This is a genomic window from Aquitalea sp. USM4 (assembly GCF_004328945.1).
In the GTDB taxonomy this organism is placed as follows: domain Bacteria; phylum Pseudomonadota; class Gammaproteobacteria; order Burkholderiales; family Chromobacteriaceae; genus Aquitalea; species Aquitalea pelogenes.
This window is the reverse complement of the sequence record NZ_CP029539.1, coordinates 1,342,389-1,361,519: the sequence shown is the minus strand read 5'-3', so window position 1 is coordinate 1,361,519 and position 19,131 is coordinate 1,342,389. Positions and strand designations below refer to the sequence as shown.

The following is a 19,131-nucleotide window of genomic DNA, read 5'->3' as shown; positions in this document are numbered from 1 at the left end:
CTTACACCGAGTGATGACGGTAGGGCAACAGCAGCAGCTTGGTCAGCAGCGGCCACAACAGGGCACCGATCAGCGGCGGCAGGAAATAGCTCCAGCCGACAAAGGCCGAGCCGGTCAGCATGCGCGCCACCACCATGATGCTCTGGTTGCACAGCATCAGCGCCAGCACGCTCAAGGCCTGCTGGCCAAGGTTGAACATGATCAGCTGGCGTTGACGGCTCAGTGCCAGATAGGCGGTGACCGAATAGGCCAGCGCGTGCTGGCCCAGCATGCCAGCGGTGGCAATGTCGGCCACCAGCCCCATCAGGAAGGCCAGGCCTACATTCACCCGGCGCGGCTGGTTGATCACCCAGTACAGCAGTACCAGGCTGATGAAGTCCGGCAGCCAGCGGGTGGAGCCATGCGGCAGCGGCACCATTTCCACCAGCACTGCCAGCAGAAAGGTCATGAAAATGAAGCGGCGCTTGACCGGCTTGAGTAATTCCTTGGGGCGGTCGAACGACATGCTTACTCCGAATCGGCGGGCTTCTTGCCCTTGGTCTTTTTCACAGGCACGACCGGTTCGGCCGGGCGTGGCGGTGTCTGGCCCTTTTGCTGCAATACCAGCACATAGCGGGTTTGCTGCACCCCGGCCAGCGGCTCGGTGGTGATACGGCTGAATGCCGCGCCGGCATTGCGTTCTACCTTGCTGACCCGCGCCACCGGCGTTCCTTCCTGATACAGGCCGTCAATGCCGGAAGTGACAATGCTGTCGCCTTCACGCACGTCGGCATGCAAGGGCAGGTAGCGGATTTCCACGCCGCCGCCATAACCGTACAGGATGGCACGCTCGCCGGTACGGGCAATCATCACCGGCACCATCTGGTTCTTGTCGATGATCAGCGTGACTTCCGCCGTCAGCGGCTGTACGCGGGTAATCTGGCCCAGCAGGCCGCGCGCATCCACCACCGGTTGTCCCGGCTGCAAATTGGCATCGGCACCCTTGTCGATGATGATCTTGTAAGAGAAAGGGTCGCGGCCGGTGTACAACGTCTCGGCCAGCTGCGGTGCATCAGTGCGCGTGGCCTTGATGCTGTTGAGCTGACGCAACTCGTTCAGCTCCCGTTCCACCGTTTCCAGCCTGGCCAGCCGGGCGGACATTTCCAGCTGGCGGGTACGCAGCTGGTCGTTTTCGTTTTTGAGATCGGCCTGGACGGTGAAGTAGTCACCGAAATGGCGCACCATGCCCAGCGGCATGTTGACCACCCGCTGCAAGGGATAGAGCACCAGGGACATGCCATCGCGGGCCTGCTCCATCAGTCCGTAACGGCTGTCGCCCACCAGAAGCGCGATGGAGGCCAGCGCGCACAGGAACAGGCGCGTACCGGGCTTGGGCCCGGAGCGGAAAAAGCTGGGGGTGTTGGCGAAGTCCATCAGGCGGTATGCCACCCCTTGACGGGGCGGCAGCAACTCCGTTTAGGCAACAATCAGGGTACGTTGGTGAAAATGGTGCCGATCTTGTCCATTTTTTCCAGCGCCTTGCCCGAACCGCGTACCACGCAGGTCAGCGGCTCTTCGGCCACGAATACCGGCAGGCCGGTTTCTTCGGCCAGCAAGCGGTCGATATCCTTCAGCAGTGCACCGCCACCGGTCAGTACCATGCCCTTGTCGGCAATGTCGGCACCCAGTTCCGGCGGAGTCTGTTCCAGCGCGATCTTCACGGCGGAGACGATCTGGTTCAGGGGTTCGGTCAGTGCTTCCAGGATTTCATTGGACGACACGGTGAAGGCACGCGGAATGCCTTCAGCCAGGTTGCGGCCCTTGACTTCCATTTCGCGTACTTCGGCACCGGGGAAGGCCGAGCCGATGGTCTTCTTGATTTCTTCGGCAGTGGTTTCACCAATCAGCATGCCGTAGTTGCGGCGGATGTAATTGATGATGGCTTCGTCGAACTTGTCACCACCCACGCGTACCGAGTTGGAGTACACCACGCCACCCAGCGAAATCACGCCCACTTCGGTGGTGCCGCCACCGATGTCCACCACCATGGAGCCGGTCGGTTCCTCAACCGGCAGGCCGGCACCGATGGCAGCAGCCATCGGCTCTTCGATCAGCTCGACACGGCGCGCACCGGCAGCCAGGGCCGAGTCGCGGATCGCCTTGCGTTCCACCTGGGTGGAACCGCAGGGCACGCAGATCACGATGCGCGGGCTGGCGGCAAAGAAGCGGTTGGGGTTCACCTTCTTGATGAACTGCTTGAGCATCTGCTCGGTCACGGTGAAGTCGGCAATCACGCCGTCCTTCATCGGGCGGATGGCCTGGATGGAACCGGGAGTGCGGCCCAGCATCTTCTTGGCTTCCAGGCCGACGGCCAGGATGGATTTCTTGTTGGTGGGCGCGTCGCTGTGAATGGCGACCACCGACGGCTCGTCAAGCACGATGCCCTTGCCACGCATGTAAATGAGGGTGTTGGCCGTGCCAAGGTCGATGGCAAGGTCGTTGGAGAAGTATCCGGTGAGCGAACGAAACATTGGGCGGTCCTGGTTCAGTTTCCGTCAGTCGGGCGCGATGCGCGTCCGGCAAATTCTTAGCATGGGCTTGGCTTCCCGGGCCCGTCGCGGCGCAGGCCTGAGGCAGCGGACGGCGGCATTCCGGGGACATCATTGTTGCATTGCAACACGGAAATGAACAACAGGCATGACAGACAGAAAACCCTGTTGTCAGCTGCGTTTTTCCTGCTGCGATGTGTGATGTCGATCTTGGGAGAATCAAACCCCTTATGATACCCTATAAAGCTTGAAATATTAAAGGTTTTAACGAGGACGCCATGTCTCTGACGCACCAGGATGTCGCGCGGATTGCCAAGCTTGCCCGCATCAACGTAAGCGACGAAGAAATCGTCGCGGTTGGCAACCAGCTTAACAATATTTTTGGCCTGATCGAGAAGATGCAGGCCGTCAACACCGATGGCATCGAACCGATGGCGCATCCGCAGGATGTCAGCCTGCGCCTGCGTGAAGACATCGTGACCCAGACCAATCAGCGGGAGGCTTTTCAGGCCATTGCCCCGCAGGTGGAAAAGGGTTTGTTCCTCGTTCCCAAGGTAATCGAGTGAGTTTCAGAGCCATCGCTGTTCGGATGGTTCCCGCCTGGGAATCGCTTTTTTCCGAATTGCGAAACCCGTCCTGCAGGCCGGGTGCTTCTGCTCACTGATCCCAGCTTAACCGGATATCAAGACAAAATGACGAACGCCACCCTCAAGCAACTGTCGCAACAACTGGCGGCGGGTGCGGTGTCGAGCGTGGAATTGGCCACGCAATACCTGGACCGCATCGAGGCGCTGAACCAGCAGCTGAACGCCTTCATCACCGTGGACCGCGCCCGTACCCTGGCCGATGCCGCGGCGGCCGATGCTGCCCGTGCGGCTGGCAATGCCGGCCTGCTCACCGGTGTGCCCATGGTCCACAAGGACATCTTCTGCCAGCAGGGCTGGAAAACCAGCTGTGGCTCCAGAATGCTGGACAACTTCATCTCGCCCTATAGCGCGCATGTGGTGGAACAGTGCAATGCCGCCGGCCTGGTGACGCTGGGCCGCGCCAACATGGACGAATTCGCCATGGGCTCGTCCAATGAAAACAGCTACTACGGTGCCGTGAAAAACCCGTGGGACCTGAACGCCATTCCTGGCGGCTCGTCCGGTGGTTCCGCCGCTGCTGTCGCTGCGCGCCTGACGCCGGTGGCCACCGCCACCGACACCGGTGGTTCCATCCGCCAACCGGCCAGCCACTGTGGCGTCACCGGCATCAAGCCCACTTATGGTGTGGTATCGCGCTACGGCATGGTGGCTTATGCCTCCTCGCTGGATCAGGGCGGCCCGATTGCCCAGACCGCCGAAGACTGCGCGCTGATGCTGAACGTGATGGCCGGTTTCGACGAGCGTGACTCCACCAGCCTGGAACGTGCCCGCGAAGACTACACCCGCGACCTGAACCAGCCGCTGGCCGGTTTGCGCGTGGGTCTGCCGCGCGAGTACTTTGCCGACGGCCTGGATGGCGACGTAGCCAAGGTGATTGAAGACGCCGTGGCCGAGCTGAAAAAGCAGGGCGCACAGGTGGTGGACATCAGCCTGCCCAATACGGAGCTGTCCATTCCGGCCTACTACGTGATTGCCCCGGCCGAGGCCTCCACCAACCTGTCGCGTTACGATGGCGTGCGTTACGGCCACCGTGCGGCCGATTACAAAGACCTGGTGGACATGTATGAGAAGACCCGCGCCGAAGGCTTTGGCGCCGAGGTCAAGCGCCGCATTCTGGTGGGCAGCTATGTGCTGTCGCACGGCTATTACGATGCTTACTACCTGAAAGCGCAGAAAATCCGCCGCCTGATTGCCAACGACTTCACCGCCGCATTTGCGCAGTGTGACGTGATCCTGGGGCCGGTGGCACCGACTGCTGCTTTCAATATCGGCGAGAAATCCGGCGATCCGGTACAGATGTACCTGTCCGACATCTACACCCTGTCGGTCAACCTGGCCGGCCTGCCCGGCATGAGCGTGCCGGCCGGTTTCGACCGTCAGGGCCGCCCGGTGGGTTTGCAGATCATCGGCAATTATTTTGGCGAAGCAAAAATGCTGAATGTGGCGCACCAGTTCCAGTTGGCTACCGACTGGCACACCCGCGCTCCCGCCCTGTAATCAAGACCGTAGCGGGGCGGCGCAGCGTCCGCCCCTGTCGGCATAGCAAAAGGATTTCTCCGCGATGAAATGGGAAGTCGTCATCGGTCTTGAGGTGCATGTGCAGCTCAACACCGCTACCAAGATTTTTTCCGGCACCAGCACCGCCTTTGGTGCCGAGCCGAACACCCAGGCCTCGGCCGTGGAACTGGCCTTTCCCGGCGTGCTGCCGGTGATGAACAAGGCCGTGGTGGAAAAAGCCATCCGCCTGGGCCTGGCACTGGGTTCCAAGATCAACCAGAAGAACGTATTTGCGCGCAAAAACTACTTCTACCCCGACCTGCCCAAGGGCTACCAGATCAGCCAGATGGAGCTGCCTATCGTCGAAGGCGGCGTATTGCCGATTCTGGTGGGCGAGGAAGAAAAGCTGGTCAAGCTGACCCGTGCCCACATGGAAGAAGATGCCGGCAAATCGCTGCATGAAGACTTCAGCGGCATGACCGGCATCGACCTCAACCGCGCCGGCACCCCGCTCCTGGAAGTGGTGTCCGAGCCGGACATGCGCTCGCCGGAAGAGGCCGTGGCCTATGCCCGCGCCCTGCACAGCCTGGTGATGTGGCTGGGCATTTGCGACGGCAACATGCAGGAAGGCAGCTTCCGCGTGGACGCTAACGTTTCGGTGCGCCCGTTCGGTCAGCAGGAATTCGGTACCCGCCGCGAAATCAAGAACCTGAACTCCTTCCGCTTCCTGGAGCAGGCCATCAAGTATGAAATCCAGTGGCAGATCGACACCCTGGAAGATGGCGGCCGCGTGGAACAGGCAACCGTGCTGTTCGACCCGGACAGCGGCGAAACCCGCATGATGCGTAGCAAGGAAGACGCGCACGACTACCGCTACTTCCCCGATCCGGACTTGCTGCCGGTACGCATCAGCGACGAGCAGATCGCCCGCATCCGCAGCGAAATGCCGGAACTGCCCAGCGCCATGAAGGCCCGCTTTGTCGAAGTCTTCGGCGTATCAGCCTACGACGCGGCCCTGCTGACCGGCAACCGCGCCACGGCAGAATATTTCGAAGCCGTTGCCCAGGCCTCCGGTCAGGGCAAGCTGGCTGCCAACTGGGTGAATGGTGAAATCGCCGCCCGCCTGAACCGCGAAGGCAAGGATATTGGCGATTGCCCGATCTCGGCCGAACGCCTGACCGGCCTGATCCAGCGCATTGCCGACAACACCCTGTCCAGCAAGCTGGCCAAGCAAGTGTTCGATGCCTTGTGGGATAGCGATCTGTCTGCCGATGCTATCATCGAGCGTGATGGCCTCAAGCAGGTGTCTGACGTGGGTGCCATCGAGAAGATGGTGGAAGAAGCCATTGCCGCTAACCCCAAGGCGGTGGAGGAATTCCGCGCCGGCAAGGAAAAGGCACTGAATGCCTTGGCCGGTCAGGTGATGAAAGCTTCCAAGGGCAAGGCCAACCCGGCCCAGGTGCAGGAAATCCTGAAGCAGAAACTGGCTTGATCCGGGCCTTTGAGCTTCAGCAAGCGGAACGGCATGTATAGCGCATGCCGTTCCGTTTTTTCTTTTTCAAGCATTTCTTTCAGGTGCTGCGCAATCATCGCACGCTGTCTGATGTTCTTGTCATTAAAAATCATTGTGTTGCCTTCCTGCACCATTCCAGTTCATAGCTCACTTTGACAGTGCTTATTAACTCACTGATTTGACACGGAAAGCACATTTTCACCGTGCCGCTAAGTCATTGTCGCAAAAGGTGAATTAGCACCAAGTGATGTTGACCGTAGTGCAGTTCTTTCTTATAGTGGCGGAAAGTGGGGTGAAGTGGGTAAAAGTGGGGCGACGGCCCCTCAACTTTCAGCGGTGGTTTCCAGCTCATGATTGGTGGCGTCAGCATTGTCTCTCTTGATAGCAAGGGTCGTTTGGCCATTCCGGCCAGACACCGTGAGACACTGCTGTCCGCGTTTGGCCACAAGCTGGTGGTGACCCTCGAATCTCCCGATCATCTGCTGATTTACCCCGAACCCAACTGGCGTCCGGTCGAAGCCCGCCTTCTCGCCCTTCCCACCGGCAATCCCACGCTGAAACGCTACCAGCGCCTCGTGCTTGGCCACGCAGAAACGCTGGAAATGGACAGCGCCGGACGCATCCTGCTTCCCTCCCGCCTGCGCGATCTGGTCGGCCTCGACAAGGACGTGGCACTGGTGGGCATGGGTAACCGCTTCGAGCTGTGGAATGCCGAGGAATGGGACAGCCAGACCAATGACGCCCTGGCAATAGACCAAGCCGACCTGGCACAACATCTTGGAGACTTTACGCTGTGAACCCCACCCCGTTCGTGCATCGCACGGTGCTGCTTGCCGAGGCTGTCGAAGCACTCGCCATCAAGCCTGATGGCGTGTACGTCGACTGCACCTTTGGCCGAGGTGGTCATAGCCGCTTGATCCTGTCACGGCTGGGCCCCGAGGGCCGGCTGATTGCCTTTGACAAGGATCCGGAAGCCATCGCCGAAGCCGAACGGCTGGCGGCAGAAGACAGCCGTTTCACCATTGTCCACAACGGTTTTGAGACCCTGGGTCAGGAACTGGCCCGCCTGGGTGTGGCCACGGTGAATGGTGTATTGATGGATCTGGGCGTGTCCTCGCCACAGATCGACGATGGCCGTCGCGGATTCAGTTTCCGTTTCGACGCGCCGCTGGACATGCGCATGGACACCACCCGCGGCATTACCGCCGCCCAGTGGCTGGCCAGTGCGGAAGAAGACGAAATCAAAGAGGTCATCAAGACTTATGGTGAAGAGCGGTTTGCTCGCAAGATCGCAGCAGCCATTGTTGCGCAACGGGAGCTCGCTCCCATCCAGACCACGCGTGAGCTCGCCTTGCTCGTTGGGAAAAACGTCCGTACTCGGGAACCGGGTCAGGACCCAGCCACGCGTACCTTCCAGGCGATCCGGATCTTTGTGAACCGCGAGCTGGACGAGCTCAAGGCCGTCCTGCCGCAGGCGGCGCGCCATCTGGCTGAAGACGGCCGTCTGGCCATCATCAGCTTCCACTCGCTGGAAGACCGCATCGTCAAGCAATACCTGCGCGATGCCAGCAGTGTGGAAAAGCTGCCCAGCTGGGTGATGGTGCGGGCCGAAGACATGGCCCAGCCCCCACTCAACAGCGTAGGCAAGGCCGTGCGCGCCAGCGAAGAAGAGATCCGTGAAAACCCCCGTTCGCGCAGTGCCATCATGCGTGTTGCCCAACGCACGGCTGCGCCGTGGCGTGAGGGGGATGCATGAACCGTCTGTGCGCGATTCTCCTGACTCTTGTGGTGGTGTCCGCCTGGTCGGTGGTCACGTCCCAGCACGTGTCGCGCAGGCTGTACAGCGACCTGCAGAAAGAGCAGAAATCCGCCCAGCAGCTGGAAGTGGAGTTTGGCCAGTTGCAACTGGAACAAAGCACCTGGGGTGCCCATGCGGTAATTGAAAAAGCCGCCAGCACCCGTCTGGGCATGCACACGCCCGACCCGCGCCAGATCCAGGTCATTACCCCGCGGGGAGGAGCCTGATGCGCACCAGCTACTCGGCCCACCAGCGTGAACGCATTGCGGATGCCAGCCCTGCCCTGAAAATGACGGCAGGGCGTGTGCGTTTTGTCTTGCTGATGCTGGGCATGCTGTTTCTGGCGCTGATCGGCCGCGCCATTTACCTGCAAGTGGTGCAGCAGGACTTCCTGCAAGGCCAGGGTGAGGCCCGTTTCCGCCGTGCGATGACGCTGGAAGCCAACCGGGGGGTGATTACCGACCGCAATGGCGAACCCTTGGCCATCAGCTCGCCGGTGCAAACCATCTGGGCCAGCCCGGCCGACATGGAGCCCATCCCCCCGGCCAAGCTGCGCGAGCTGGGCAGCCTTTTGGACATCAGCCCGGAAGAGCTGGCTACCAAGCTGTCTGACCGCAAGAAGGAATTCGTCTACATCAAGCGCCAGATCAGCCCGGAGCTGGCTGACAAGGTGATGGCGCTGGGCATTCCCGGCATTGCCAAACAACAGGAATACCGCCGTTTTTACCCGGCTGGCGAAATCATCTCCCACATCATCGGTTTCACCGGGGTGGATGGCAAAGGCCAAGAAGGGGTAGAGCTGGCACGCGAAAAAATGCTGGCTGGCAAGGATGGTCGCCGCGTGGTGATCAAGGATCGCCGTGGCCACATCATTGAAGATGTCGCCGCCATTGAACCGCCCAAGGACGGGCAGACCCTGGCCCTGGCGGTGGATCACCGCATCCAGTACCTGGCTTACCGCGAAATCAAGGCAGCCGTGGAAGAGAACAAGGCCAAGGCCGGCAGTGTGGTGGTGCTGGATGCCAAGTCCGGCGAGCTGCTGGCATTGGCCAATTACCCTTCGTTCAACCCCAATAACCGGGTTGGCACCACGCCGGAAATGCTGCGCAACCGTGCGGTGATCGACCTGTTCGAGCCGGGCTCCACCATGAAGCCGCTGTCGATTTCGCTGGCGCTGGAACACGGCAAGGCCAACGTCAACACCGTGCTGGACACCCATAGCTACATGATTGGCCCGGCCACCATCCGCGACGTATCGGCCCAGCCCAGCCTGAACATTCTGGGCATCATCCAGAAATCGTCCAATGTGGGCACCAGCAAACTGGCGCTGCTGAGCAGCCCGCAGGATTTCTGGACCTACTACGACTCGCTGGGCTTTGGCCGCGCACCCAATACCGGCTTTCCTGGTGAAGCAGCCGGACGCCTGCGTGACTGGAAGAACTGGCGGCCCATCGAACAGGCCACCATGTCCTTTGGCTATGGCGTGTCGGTCAGCCTGATCCAGATGGCCCGCGCCTACACCATCTTTACCAATGATGGGGTGATGTTGCCCATCTCGCTGTACAAGACCAATAACCCGATGCCGGGCAAGCGGGTGCTGAGCGAAAAAACCGCCCACGAAATGCACGACCTGCTGGTTGCCAACAGCGAACCGGGTGGCGGTGCCGTTGGTGGCCGCATCATCGGTTACAGCATCGGAGGCAAGAGCGGTACCGCGCGCAAGCTGGAAGGCCGCACCTATGTGGCCAACAAGCACCGCGCACTGTTCATCGGCTTTGCCCCGGGCAAGAACCCCAAACTGATCGTGGCCGTGATGATTGACGAACCCACGGCCGGCAAATACTACGGCGGTGCCATTTCCGCACCGGTGTTTTCCCAGGTGGCTGGCGGCGCGCTGCGCGTGCTGAATGTGCAGCCGGACGAGCCGTCCAATAACAGCTTGCTGCCGGATTCCACTCCGGTCCCTGCGGATTTTTGAAGAAACAGAACATGAAAAGTCGCCTGACAAGCTTGCCGGACTGGGATCCGGCAGAACTGAACCAGCTGGACTTCCCCATCAGACGGGTAGAAGCGGACAGCCGCCGTGTATTGCCCGGCGATGTCTTCCTGGCCTGCCGCGGTGAATACACCGATGGCCGCGACTTCATCCCTGCCGCGCTGGAAAAAGGTGCGGCTGCCGTACTGTGGGATGCCGCCGACGGATTCAGCTGGAATCCGGACTGGCAAATCCCCAACCTGCCTGTCCCCGCCCTGCGCGAGCGGGCCGGCATGGTGGCCGCACATGTTTATGGCCAGCCCAGCCAGGCGATGACGGTGATTGGCATTACCGGCACCAATGGCAAGACTTCCATTTCCCACTGGCTGGCGCAGGCGTTTTCCTTGCTGGGCCAGAAAGCCGCCTTGATCGGCACCGTGGGTAACGGTTTTTATGGCGAGCTGACCCAAACCACGCACACCACACCGGACCCGGTCACCGTGCAGCAAAAGCTGGCCGAATACCGTCGTCAGGGCGCGCATGTGGTGACCATGGAAGTATCCAGCCATGGCCTGGACCAGGCACGGGTGAATGGTGTGAGTTTTGCCACCGCGGTGTTCACCAATCTGACCCGCGACCATCTGGACTACCACGGCAGCATGGAAGCCTACGGCGCGGCCAAGGCCAAGCTGTTCCACTGGGAAGGGCTCAAGCATGCGGTCATCAATGTGGACGACCCGTTTGGCCGCCAGCTGGTGCAGGACATTGATGCCAGCCAGACCCGGGTGGTGAGCTACGGCCTGACCCAGGGCGATGTACGCCCGCTCAGCCTGACGGCAAATCTGGATGGTCTGCAACTGCGGGTCACCACACCATGGGGCGAGGTAGAGGTACGCACCGGTCTGGTAGGCCGGTTCAATGCCAGCAACCTGCTGGCTTGTCTCGCCACCCTGTGTGTCAACGGCATCAGCCTGACAGATGCCGCCGCCGTGATGGCACGCATCCAGCCGGCGCGTGGCCGCATGCAGAGCATTGGCGGCAGTCACGAACCACTGGTGGTGATTGATTACGCTCATACCCCGGATGCGCTGGAAAAGGCACTGGCCACGCTGGCCGATATCCGCCCCGCAGGCAGCAAGCTGTATTGCGTGTTCGGTTGCGGTGGCGACCGCGATCCGGGCAAGCGCCCGATGATGGGCGAAATCGCCGAGCGCATCGCCGATGTGGCGGTGGTGACCAGCGACAATCCGCGTACCGAAAACCCGCAAACCATCATCGACCACATTCTGGCCGGCATGAGCCATCCCGGTCATGTTGAAGCCGATCGCGCCGCCGCCATTCATTGGGCGGTGAGTCAGGCGCAGGCGGGCGATATCGTGCTGATTGCCGGCAAGGGTCACGAGGAATACCAGGATATCGGCGGTGTGAAACACCCGTTCTCCGATTTCCGCATTGCCGAAGAAGCGCTGACGGCCTGGGGAGACAAGGCATGATGACCTTGCAGCAGGCCGCGCACTGGGCAGTTGGCACCCTGTCGGGCGCAGACGGGCAAGTCCGTCTGAGCCGCGTGGTGACCGACAGCCGTGCCGTACAGCCGGGCGATTTGTTTGTCGCGCTCAAGGGCGAGCGTTTTGATGCACACGACTTTGTGGCCGATGTACTGGCGCGTGGTGCTGTCGCTGCACTGGTGGCAGAGGACTTTGCGCTCGACAACGCCAGCCTGATCAAGGTGGACGACACCCGGCTGGCGCTGGGCCGTCTGGCCGCAGGCTGGGCCGCCGCCCTGCCGGCACTGCGCGTGGGCATTACCGGCTCCAACGGCAAGACCACGGTCAAGGAAATGCTCAGCGCCATTCTCAAGGCCCATGCCGGAGAGCAGGCGGTGCACGCTACCGCCGGCAACTTCAACAATGACATCGGCCTGCCGCTGACCTTGCTGGGGCTGACTGCCGCCCACCGTTATGCGGTGCTGGAAATGGGCATGAACCACCACGGCGAGCTGACTTATCTGAGCAGCCTGGCCCGTCCGCAAGTGGCACTGGTCAACAACGCCATGCGTGCCCACATCGGCCATTTTGCCGATACCGCCGACATCGCCCGAGCCAAGGCGGAAATTTTCTCCGGCCTGCCAGCGGACGGCGTGGCCATCGTCAATGCCGATGACGCCAATATTGCGCTGTTCCGTGTTGCCGCCGGTACGCACCGCATCTGCAGCTTCGGCCTGCAGCAGCAGGCGGACATCAGCGCGCGTGACATCAGCCTGCAGGCACTGGGCAGCCGCTTTACCCTGTGCAGCCCGCAAGGCGAGCAGGCCATCAGCCTGCCGGCACCGGGCGAACACAATGTGCGCAATGCGCTGGCCGCAGCGGCCATGGCCCTGGCGCTGGACGTGCCACTGGCGGCCATTGCTGCCGGTCTGGCGGTGTTCGGCAATGCCAAGGGCCGTCTGCAACAGAAAACCGGCCGTCACGGCGGCGTGGTGATTGACGATAGCTACAACGCCAATCCGGATTCGATGAAAGCCGGTATCGACGTGCTGGCCGGTTTGCCCGCACCACACTGCTTTGTCATGGGTGATATCGGCGAGCTGGGCGAGACTGCAGCGCAAATGCATGCCGAGGTGGGCGAGCACGCCCGCCTGCGCGGCATTGCACAGCTGGTGACGCTGGGCGAACTCAGCCATCACGCTGCCGCCGCCTTTGGCGACGGCGCACACAGTTTTGATGATTTCACGGCGTTGGCCAGCTGGCTGGACGCCAATTTGCAAGCGGGAGCTTCCGTGCTGGTGAAAGGCTCGCGCTTCATGCGTATGGAACGGGTGGTGGAACACCTGACGACCGCAAAACAACAAGAAGAGGGAGTGTAAGGTGCTGCTCTGGCTAGCCGATCTGCTGGGTTCTCATATCCGGACTTTCAACGTTGTCTACTACGTCACCCTGCGTGCGGTGATGGCTGCGCTCACCTCGCTGACCATCTCGCTGCTGATGGGGCCGTGGGTCATCCGCAAACTGACCGAGCTGAAAGTCGGCCAGGCCGTGCGCAACGACGGTCCGCAAAGCCATCTGGTCAAGGCCGGTACGCCGACCATGGGCGGTTCGCTGATCATGCTGTCCATCACCATCACCACCCTGTTGTGGGCTGACCTGTCCAACAAATATGTCTGGCTGCTGCTGGGTGTGATGCTGGGCACCGGTGCGCTGGGCTTTTACGACGACTGGCGCAAGGTGGTGTACAAGGACCCGAAAGGCGTGTCGGCCAAATTCAAGATGGTATGGCAATCCACCATCGCCATTGCGGCGGGTATTTTCCTGATTGCCACCGCCAAGCTGCCGGCCTCCACCGAGTTCATCGTGCCCTTCTTCAAGACCGTAGCCTACCCGCTGGGCGTGGTCGGCTTCTGCGTGCTGACCTATCTGGTGATTGTCGGCACCTCCAATGCGGTCAATCTGACCGACGGTCTCGATGGCCTGGCGGCGCTGCCGGTGGTGATGGTGGCCTCCGGCCTGTCCATCTTCGCTTACGTGGCCGGTCACGTGGTGTTTTCCAAATATCTGGGCCTGCCCTTCATTCCCGGTGCACATGAGGTCGTGGTGTTCTGTGCCGCCATCTGCGGGGCTTGCCTGGGCTTCTTGTGGTTCAACGCCTATCCGGCACAGGTGTTCATGGGCGATGTCGGCGCACTGGCGCTGGGCGCGGCACTGGGCACCGTGGCGGTGATCGTGCGTCAGGAAATCGTGCTGTTCATCATGGGCGGTCTGTTCGTGATGGAAGCACTGTCGGTGATGATCCAGGTGGCTTCGTTCAAGCTGACCGGCAAGCGCGTGTTCCGCATGGCACCGCTGCATCACCACTACGAATTGAAGGGCTGGAAGGAAACCCAGGTGGTGGTGCGCTTCTGGATTGTCACCATGATGCTGGTGCTCGCTGGCCTGGCTTCACTGAAATTGCGTTAAGGATTAGGGCTCATGAACTTTGCTGATCGACACATCGCGGTAGTGGGGCTGGGAGGCTCGGGGCTGGCTGCCGCGCGCTATCTGGCTGCCCACGGCGCACGCGTGGTGGTGGCCGACAGCAAGCCCGCGCCCGAGCGCGTGGCCGAACTGCAGCGCCATGTGCCGGATGCCGAACTGCGCGCCGGCGCATTCGATGCCAGCACCTTTGCCGGTTTCGACATGCTGGTGCTCAGCCCCGGCGTGCCGCTGAAAAACCCGGCGGTGGATGCTTTCCGTCGCGCCGGTGGCGAAGTGGTGGGCGATGTGGAATTGCTGGCCCGCGCCATCAAGGGTAATGGCAGCAAGGTGATTGCCATTACCGGTTCCAATGGCAAGACCACCGTCACCAGTCTGGTCGGCCATCTGTGCCAGCAGGCCGGGCTGGATACCATCGTGGCCGGCAATATCGGCCTGGCGGTACTGGAAGCCCTGCTGGAACGCGAACAGTCCGGCAAGCAGCCGGACGTGTGGGTGCTGGAGCTGTCCAGCTTCCAGCTGGAAACCACGTACAGCCTCGCGGCCGATGCCGCCACGGTGCTGAATATTTCCGAAGACCATCTGGACCGCTACAACGACCTGCTGGACTACGCCCACGCCAAGACGGCCGTGTTTAACGGCCAGGGTGTGCAGGTGCTGAACCGCGACGACATCCTGGCCCCGGCCATGGTGCGCCCCGGTCATGTGGTGAAGTGGTTCTCGCTCAAGCAGCCGGTGGAATACAGCCTGATCCAGCAAGACGGTCAATACTGGCTCAGCGCACAGGGCGAGGCCGTGCTGCCACAAGCCAGCCTGCAACTGCAAGGCCTGCACAATGCCGCCAACGCCCTGGCCGCACTGGCCTTGTGCGACAGCATCGGACTGGACCGCACTGCCCTGCTGCAAGGCTTGCAAAGCTTTGAGGGCCTGGCCCACCGCGTGGAGCTGGTGGACGAATTTGACGGCATCGCCTGGATTGACGATTCCAAAGGCACCAATGTCGGCGCTACCGAGGCCGCCCTCAATGGCATGACCCGCAAGGTGGTGCTGATTGCCGGTGGCGATGGCAAGGGCCAGGATTTCAGCCCGCTGGCACCGGCTTGCCAGCGCATTGCCCGCGCCGTATTGCTGATTGGCCGCGATGCTGGTCGCATCCGTGCCGCACTGGCCGACAGCGGCGTTGCGCTGCACGACTACGCCACGCTGGAAGAAGCCACCCGCGCCGCCGCTGAACTGGCTCAGCCGGGTGATGTGGTGCTGCTGTCGCCTGCCTGCGCCAGCCTGGACATGTTCCGCAACTACGCCCATCGCGCCCAGGTGTTTATCGACACCGTGGCACAGATCAAGGCCGCGACCGGAAAGGGGCAGCCATGATCGTGCACTCGGCGCGCCGCTACACCGCCATCAAACCGTTTGACGAGGCATTGGCCTGGGCCCTGGCCCTGCTGCTGTCCATCAGCCTGGTGATGGTGTATTCGGCGTCGATTGCCTATGCCGAGGCCGATGTTGCCACGCAGAACCGTTATTTCTACCTGATCCGCCACATCATTTTCATGGTGATCGGCCTTTCCGCATCCTACGTGATGTTCCAGGTACCTACCCGCATCTGGCAGAAATACGCCGGCAAGTTGTTCCTGCTGGGCATCGTGCTGCTGGTGCTGGTGCTGATTCCCGGTATCGGCCGGGTGGTGAACGGTTCGCGCCGCTGGATCAACCTGTTCGTGCTCAACTTGCAGCCGTCGGAAATCATGAAGTTCGCCACGGTGATTTACGCCGCCGATTACACCGTGCGCAAAACCCACAAGCTGCACAGCCTGAAAGAAGGCTTTGCCCCGATGTTTGCCGCCATGGTGATGGTGGCCTTCCTGTTGCTGCGCGAGCCGGACTTCGGTGCCTTGATGGTGGTGATGTCCATTGCCATGGGCGTGCTGTTCCTCGGCGGCATCAATATGCGCATTTTCTCGGGCCTCGCGGTGATGGCGGCGGTGGCCATCGTGCTGCTGATCATCTCCTCGCCATACCGGCTCAAGCGGGTACTGGGCTTCATGGATCCGTGGGACGACCCGTATGGCAAGGGCTACCAGCTGTCGCACTCGCTGATCGCCATTGGCCGGGGTGAGTGGTATGGCGTGGGGCTGGGCTCCAGCATTGAAAAGCTGTTCTACCTGCCCGAGGCCCATACCGACTTCATCATGGCGGTGATTTCGGAAGAGTTCGGCTTTGTCGGCATCTGCGTGGTGATCGGCCTGTATGCCTGGGTGGTGCGGCGTGCGTTTCACATCGGCGTGGAATCGAAAAAGCTGGAACGGTTCTTCCAGGCGCTGGTGGCGCAGGGCATGGGCATCTGGCTGGGTATTCAGGTGTTTTTCAATATCGGCGTGAACATGGGCTTGCTGCCCACCAAGGGCCTGACCCTGCCGCTGATGTCGTTTGGTGGTTCGGCCATGCTGATGAACCTCATCGCCATGGCCGTGCTGCTGCGGGTTGATTATGAAAACCGCCGCATCATGCGCGGCTACAAAGTGTAGTCGCGCAGGATAAGCGCCGACAGGCGCGTAAGGGCGCAAGCCGGGTGGTGGCGGTTTCTGCGAGGCTGCAGGACGAAGCAAAAATCAGCGCATCATGCGCGGTTACAAGGTTTGATGAAGATGACGAACAGAACGGTCATGGTAATGGCAGCAGGTACGGGCGGACACATTGTCCCCGGCCTTGCCGTGGCCAAAGCGCTGCAAGCGCGCGGCTGGAAAGTGGTGTGGCTGGGTACCGAGCGCGGCATGGAAAACAAGCTGGTGCCGCCCACCGGTATTCCGCTGGAGCGCCTTGCATTCCATGGTGTGCGCGGCAAGGGCCTGATCGGCTCGCTCAAGGGCGTGCTGCAGCTGTGCGGCGCGTTCGTGCGTTCGGCGCAGCTGTTGCTGCGTCATCGCCCGGATGTGGTATTGGGCATGGGCGGCTATGTCTGCCTGCCCGGTGGCGTGATGAGCGGCCTGCTGTGGAAGCCGCTGGTACTGGTGAATGCCGATGCCAGCCTGCTGTTGAGCAACAAGGCCTTACTGCCGTTTGCCCGCAAGCTGGTGTGTGGTTTTGACGGCAGTGCAGCCAAGAGCGGACCCAAGGCGCTGGTAACGGGTAACCCGGTACGCCAGGAAATCGAAGCCCTGCCGGCTCCGGCACAGCGTATGGCCGGACGCAGCGGCCCGCTACGGGTGCTGATCGTGGGTGGCAGCCTGGGTGCGCGGGTGTTGAATCAGACCCTGCCGCAGGCGCTGGCACTGCTGCCAGAGGACAAGCGGCCGCAGCTGACCCATCAGACCGGGGAGGCGAACTTTGCCGAGGTGCAGACAGCCTATCGTGCCGCCGGGCTGGAGCAGGATGTGACGCTGTTGCCGTTTATCGATGACATGCCCAGCCGCCTGGCCGACTGCGACCTGATCATCTGCCGCGCCGGTGCCATTACGGTAAGCGAGCTGTGCGCAGCTGGCGTGGCCAGCATTCTGGTGCCGTTGGTGGTGTCCACCACCGCGCACCAGCGTGACAACGCCAAGTGGATGGCAGCGGAAGGCGCGGCCATCCATTTGCCGCAGCAGGAAATGACAGCACAAAAGCTGGCAGACGTTCTGGCTGGTCTTGACCGGCCCCGTCTGCTGGAACTTGCCAGCCATGCCCATGCATTGGCCCGGCCCGGCGCAGCTGCCCGGGTGGCCGATCTGTGCCAGGCGCTGGCGGACGAACAGTAATACGGCAGCCACAAGCGGCCGGAAGCAACGAGAAAGAACATGAAACACAGGGTCAAACACATTCACTTCGTCGGCATCGGTGGTGTCGGCATGTGCGGCATCGCCGAGGTTCTGCTGAACCTGGGCTACACCGTGTCCGGTTCGGACATGGCCGATGGTGCCGCCACCCAGCGCCTGGCAAGCCAGGGCGCACGCGTGTTCTTTGGCCATGATGCAACCTATATGGAAGGTGCCGATGTGGTGGTGACTTCCACCGCAGTGAAGGCAGACAACCCGGAAGTCCTGCGCGCCCGCGAGCGCCGCATCCCGGTGATTCCGCGCGCCATGATGCTGGCCGAGCTGATGCGCTTCAAGCAGGGTATTGCCATTGCTGGTACCCACGGCAAAACCACCACCACCAGCCTGACGGCATCGGTGCTGGCGGCAGCCGGGCTGGACCCGACTTTCGTGATCGGCGGCAAGCTGACCGCGGCTGGCACCAATGCCAAGCTGGGTTCCGGTGAGTTCCTGGTGGCCGAGGCCGACGAATCGGACGCATCCTTCCTGCACCTGACGCCAGTGATGGCGGTGGTCACCAATATCGACGCCGACCACATGGACACCTACGACCACAGCTTCGACAAGCTCAAACAGGCTTTTGTCGACTTCCTGCACCGCCTGCCGTTCTATGGCCGTGCCGTGCTGTGCGTGGATGACCCGAACGTGCGTGAAATCCGCAGCCGCATCACCAAGCCGGTCACCACTTACGGTCTGGATGACTCTGCCGACATCTATGCCGACAACGTGGTTGCGGCCGGTGGCCAGATGCATTTTGACGTGGTGGTCAACAACGGCAGCCAACAGCGTTTCCCGGTGGTGCTCAACCTGCCGGGCCGTCACAACGTGCTGAATGCCTTGTCGGCCATTGCCATCGGGCTGGAATGCGGTGCGGATATTCCGTCCATCCAGCGTGGTCTGGCCGAGTTTGCCGGCGTGGGCCGTCGCTTCCAGCGTTATGGCGAAGTCGCCCTGCCTGCCGGTGGCAGCTTCACCCTGGTGGACGACTACGGCCACCACCCGGTGGAAATGGCCGCCACGCTGTCCGCAGTACGCGGTGCCTTCCCGGACAAGCGGCTGGTGCTGGCTTTCCAGCCGCACCGTTACAGCCGTACCCGCGATCTGTTTGAAGATTTTGTCAAAGTGCTGAACGGCGTGGATGCGCTGCTGCTGTCCGAAGTGTACGCCGCCGGTGAAGCGCCCATCGTGGCCGCCGATGGCCGTGCACTGGCCCGCGCGGTGCGCGTGTCGGGCAAGGTGGAGCCGCTGTTTGTCGAGCAGATTGCCGACATGCCGCGCACCATCATGGACATCGCCCGCGATGGCGATGTGGTGATCACCATGGGTGCCGGTTCCATCGGTGCGGTGCCGGGCAAGCTGGTGGCCGGCAAGCTGTAAGCGGCAGGCGAATTTTGGCGGGAGGGGACAGGCT

Annotated in this window: 17 protein-coding genes; 14 read left to right on the top strand and 3 right to left on the bottom strand. The window is 61.7% G+C overall.

What is annotated here, in order from left to right; genetic code table 11:
* Nucleotide 1 precedes the first annotated feature (1 nt).
* The 3 genes from mreD to DKK66_RS06535 are packed head-to-tail and all read right to left on the bottom strand — an operon-like array spanning nt 2 to nt 2,510.
* Nucleotides 2-505 carry a rod shape-determining protein MreD gene (gene mreD / locus DKK66_RS06545; RefSeq protein WP_045846502.1) on the bottom strand — a complete coding sequence of 168 codons (504 nt, stop codon included), beginning with the start codon at nt 503-505 and terminating at the stop codon, nt 2-4.
* Nucleotides 506-507: 2 nt separating this feature from the next.
* Entirely contained in the window at nt 508-1,413 is a 906-nt protein-coding gene (gene mreC / locus DKK66_RS06540; protein WP_062788758.1) for a rod shape-determining protein MreC, read from the bottom strand.
* 53 nt (nt 1,414-1,466) lie between these two features.
* Nucleotides 1,467-2,510, bottom strand: coding sequence for a rod shape-determining protein (locus DKK66_RS06535; protein ID WP_045846501.1), 1,044 nt, complete (start codon nt 2,508-2,510; stop codon nt 1,467-1,469).
* Nucleotides 2,511-2,806: 296 nt separating this feature from the next.
* Between DKK66_RS06535 and gatC the strand changes: the two genes are divergently transcribed.
* The 14 genes from gatC to murC all read left to right on the top strand — a co-directional run bounded on the left by gatC (nt 2,807) and on the right by murC (nt 19,097).
* Complete coding sequence (gatC, locus tag DKK66_RS06530) at nt 2,807-3,094, top strand: Asp-tRNA(Asn)/Glu-tRNA(Gln) amidotransferase subunit GatC (protein ID WP_045846500.1); 288 nt, start codon at nt 2,807-2,809, stop codon at nt 3,092-3,094.
* A gap of 126 nt (nt 3,095-3,220) precedes the next feature.
* Nucleotides 3,221-4,672: an Asp-tRNA(Asn)/Glu-tRNA(Gln) amidotransferase subunit GatA gene (gene gatA / locus DKK66_RS06525; RefSeq protein ID WP_131356427.1), complete on the top strand. Its 1,452-nt coding sequence runs from the start codon at nt 3,221-3,223 to the stop codon at nt 4,670-4,672.
* A gap of 64 nt (nt 4,673-4,736) precedes the next feature.
* On the top strand, nt 4,737-6,164 hold the full coding sequence (gene gatB / locus DKK66_RS06520; RefSeq protein WP_131356424.1) for an Asp-tRNA(Asn)/Glu-tRNA(Gln) amidotransferase subunit GatB: 1,428 nt from the start codon (nt 4,737-4,739) through the stop codon (nt 6,162-6,164).
* Nucleotides 6,165-6,535: 371 nt separating this feature from the next.
* On the top strand, nt 6,536-6,982 hold the full coding sequence (gene mraZ / locus DKK66_RS06515) for a division/cell wall cluster transcriptional repressor MraZ (protein ID WP_045846497.1): 447 nt from the start codon (nt 6,536-6,538) through the stop codon (nt 6,980-6,982).
* Complete coding sequence (gene rsmH / locus DKK66_RS06510; RefSeq protein WP_045846496.1) at nt 6,979-7,941, top strand: 16S rRNA (cytosine(1402)-N(4))-methyltransferase RsmH; 963 nt, start codon at nt 6,979-6,981, stop codon at nt 7,939-7,941. The genes mraZ and rsmH overlap by 4 nt, the downstream gene beginning before the upstream one ends.
* Entirely contained in the window at nt 7,938-8,210 is a 273-nt protein-coding gene (gene ftsL / locus DKK66_RS06505) for a cell division protein FtsL (RefSeq protein WP_131356421.1), read from the top strand. Before rsmH ends, ftsL begins: the two co-directional genes overlap by 4 nt.
* Complete coding sequence (locus DKK66_RS06500; protein ID WP_131356418.1) at nt 8,210-9,961, top strand: penicillin-binding protein 2; 1,752 nt, start codon at nt 8,210-8,212, stop codon at nt 9,959-9,961. Before ftsL ends, DKK66_RS06500 begins: the two co-directional genes overlap by 1 nt.
* Before the next feature lie 11 nt (nt 9,962-9,972).
* On the top strand, nt 9,973-11,451 hold the full coding sequence (locus DKK66_RS06495; protein WP_131356415.1) for a UDP-N-acetylmuramoyl-L-alanyl-D-glutamate--2,6-diaminopimelate ligase: 1,479 nt from the start codon (nt 9,973-9,975) through the stop codon (nt 11,449-11,451).
* Nucleotides 11,448-12,824, top strand: a complete 1,377-nt coding sequence (murF, locus tag DKK66_RS06490) for a UDP-N-acetylmuramoyl-tripeptide--D-alanyl-D-alanine ligase (RefSeq protein WP_131356412.1) — start codon at nt 11,448-11,450, stop codon at nt 12,822-12,824. The genes DKK66_RS06495 and murF overlap by 4 nt, the downstream gene beginning before the upstream one ends.
* 1 nt (nt 12,825) lies before the next feature.
* A complete protein-coding gene (gene mraY, locus DKK66_RS06485) occupies nt 12,826-13,911 on the top strand; it encodes a phospho-N-acetylmuramoyl-pentapeptide-transferase (protein ID WP_131356410.1) in 1,086 nt (361 codons plus the stop codon).
* A 12-nt stretch (nt 13,912-13,923) separates the two neighbouring features.
* Nucleotides 13,924-15,300, top strand: coding sequence for a UDP-N-acetylmuramoyl-L-alanine--D-glutamate ligase (gene murD, locus DKK66_RS06480; protein WP_131356407.1), 1,377 nt, complete (start codon nt 13,924-13,926; stop codon nt 15,298-15,300).
* Nucleotides 15,297-16,454, top strand: a complete 1,158-nt coding sequence (ftsW, locus tag DKK66_RS06475; protein ID WP_045846490.1) for a putative lipid II flippase FtsW — start codon at nt 15,297-15,299, stop codon at nt 16,452-16,454. The genes murD and ftsW overlap by 4 nt, the downstream gene beginning before the upstream one ends.
* A 120-nt stretch (nt 16,455-16,574) precedes the next feature.
* Entirely contained in the window at nt 16,575-17,663 is a 1,089-nt protein-coding gene (murG, locus tag DKK66_RS06470; protein WP_131356404.1) for an undecaprenyldiphospho-muramoylpentapeptide beta-N-acetylglucosaminyltransferase, read from the top strand.
* A 39-nt stretch (nt 17,664-17,702) separates the two neighbouring features.
* Nucleotides 17,703-19,097, top strand: coding sequence for a UDP-N-acetylmuramate--L-alanine ligase (gene murC / locus DKK66_RS06465; RefSeq protein WP_131356402.1), 1,395 nt, complete (start codon nt 17,703-17,705; stop codon nt 19,095-19,097).
* Nucleotides 19,098-19,131 lie beyond the last annotated feature (34 nt).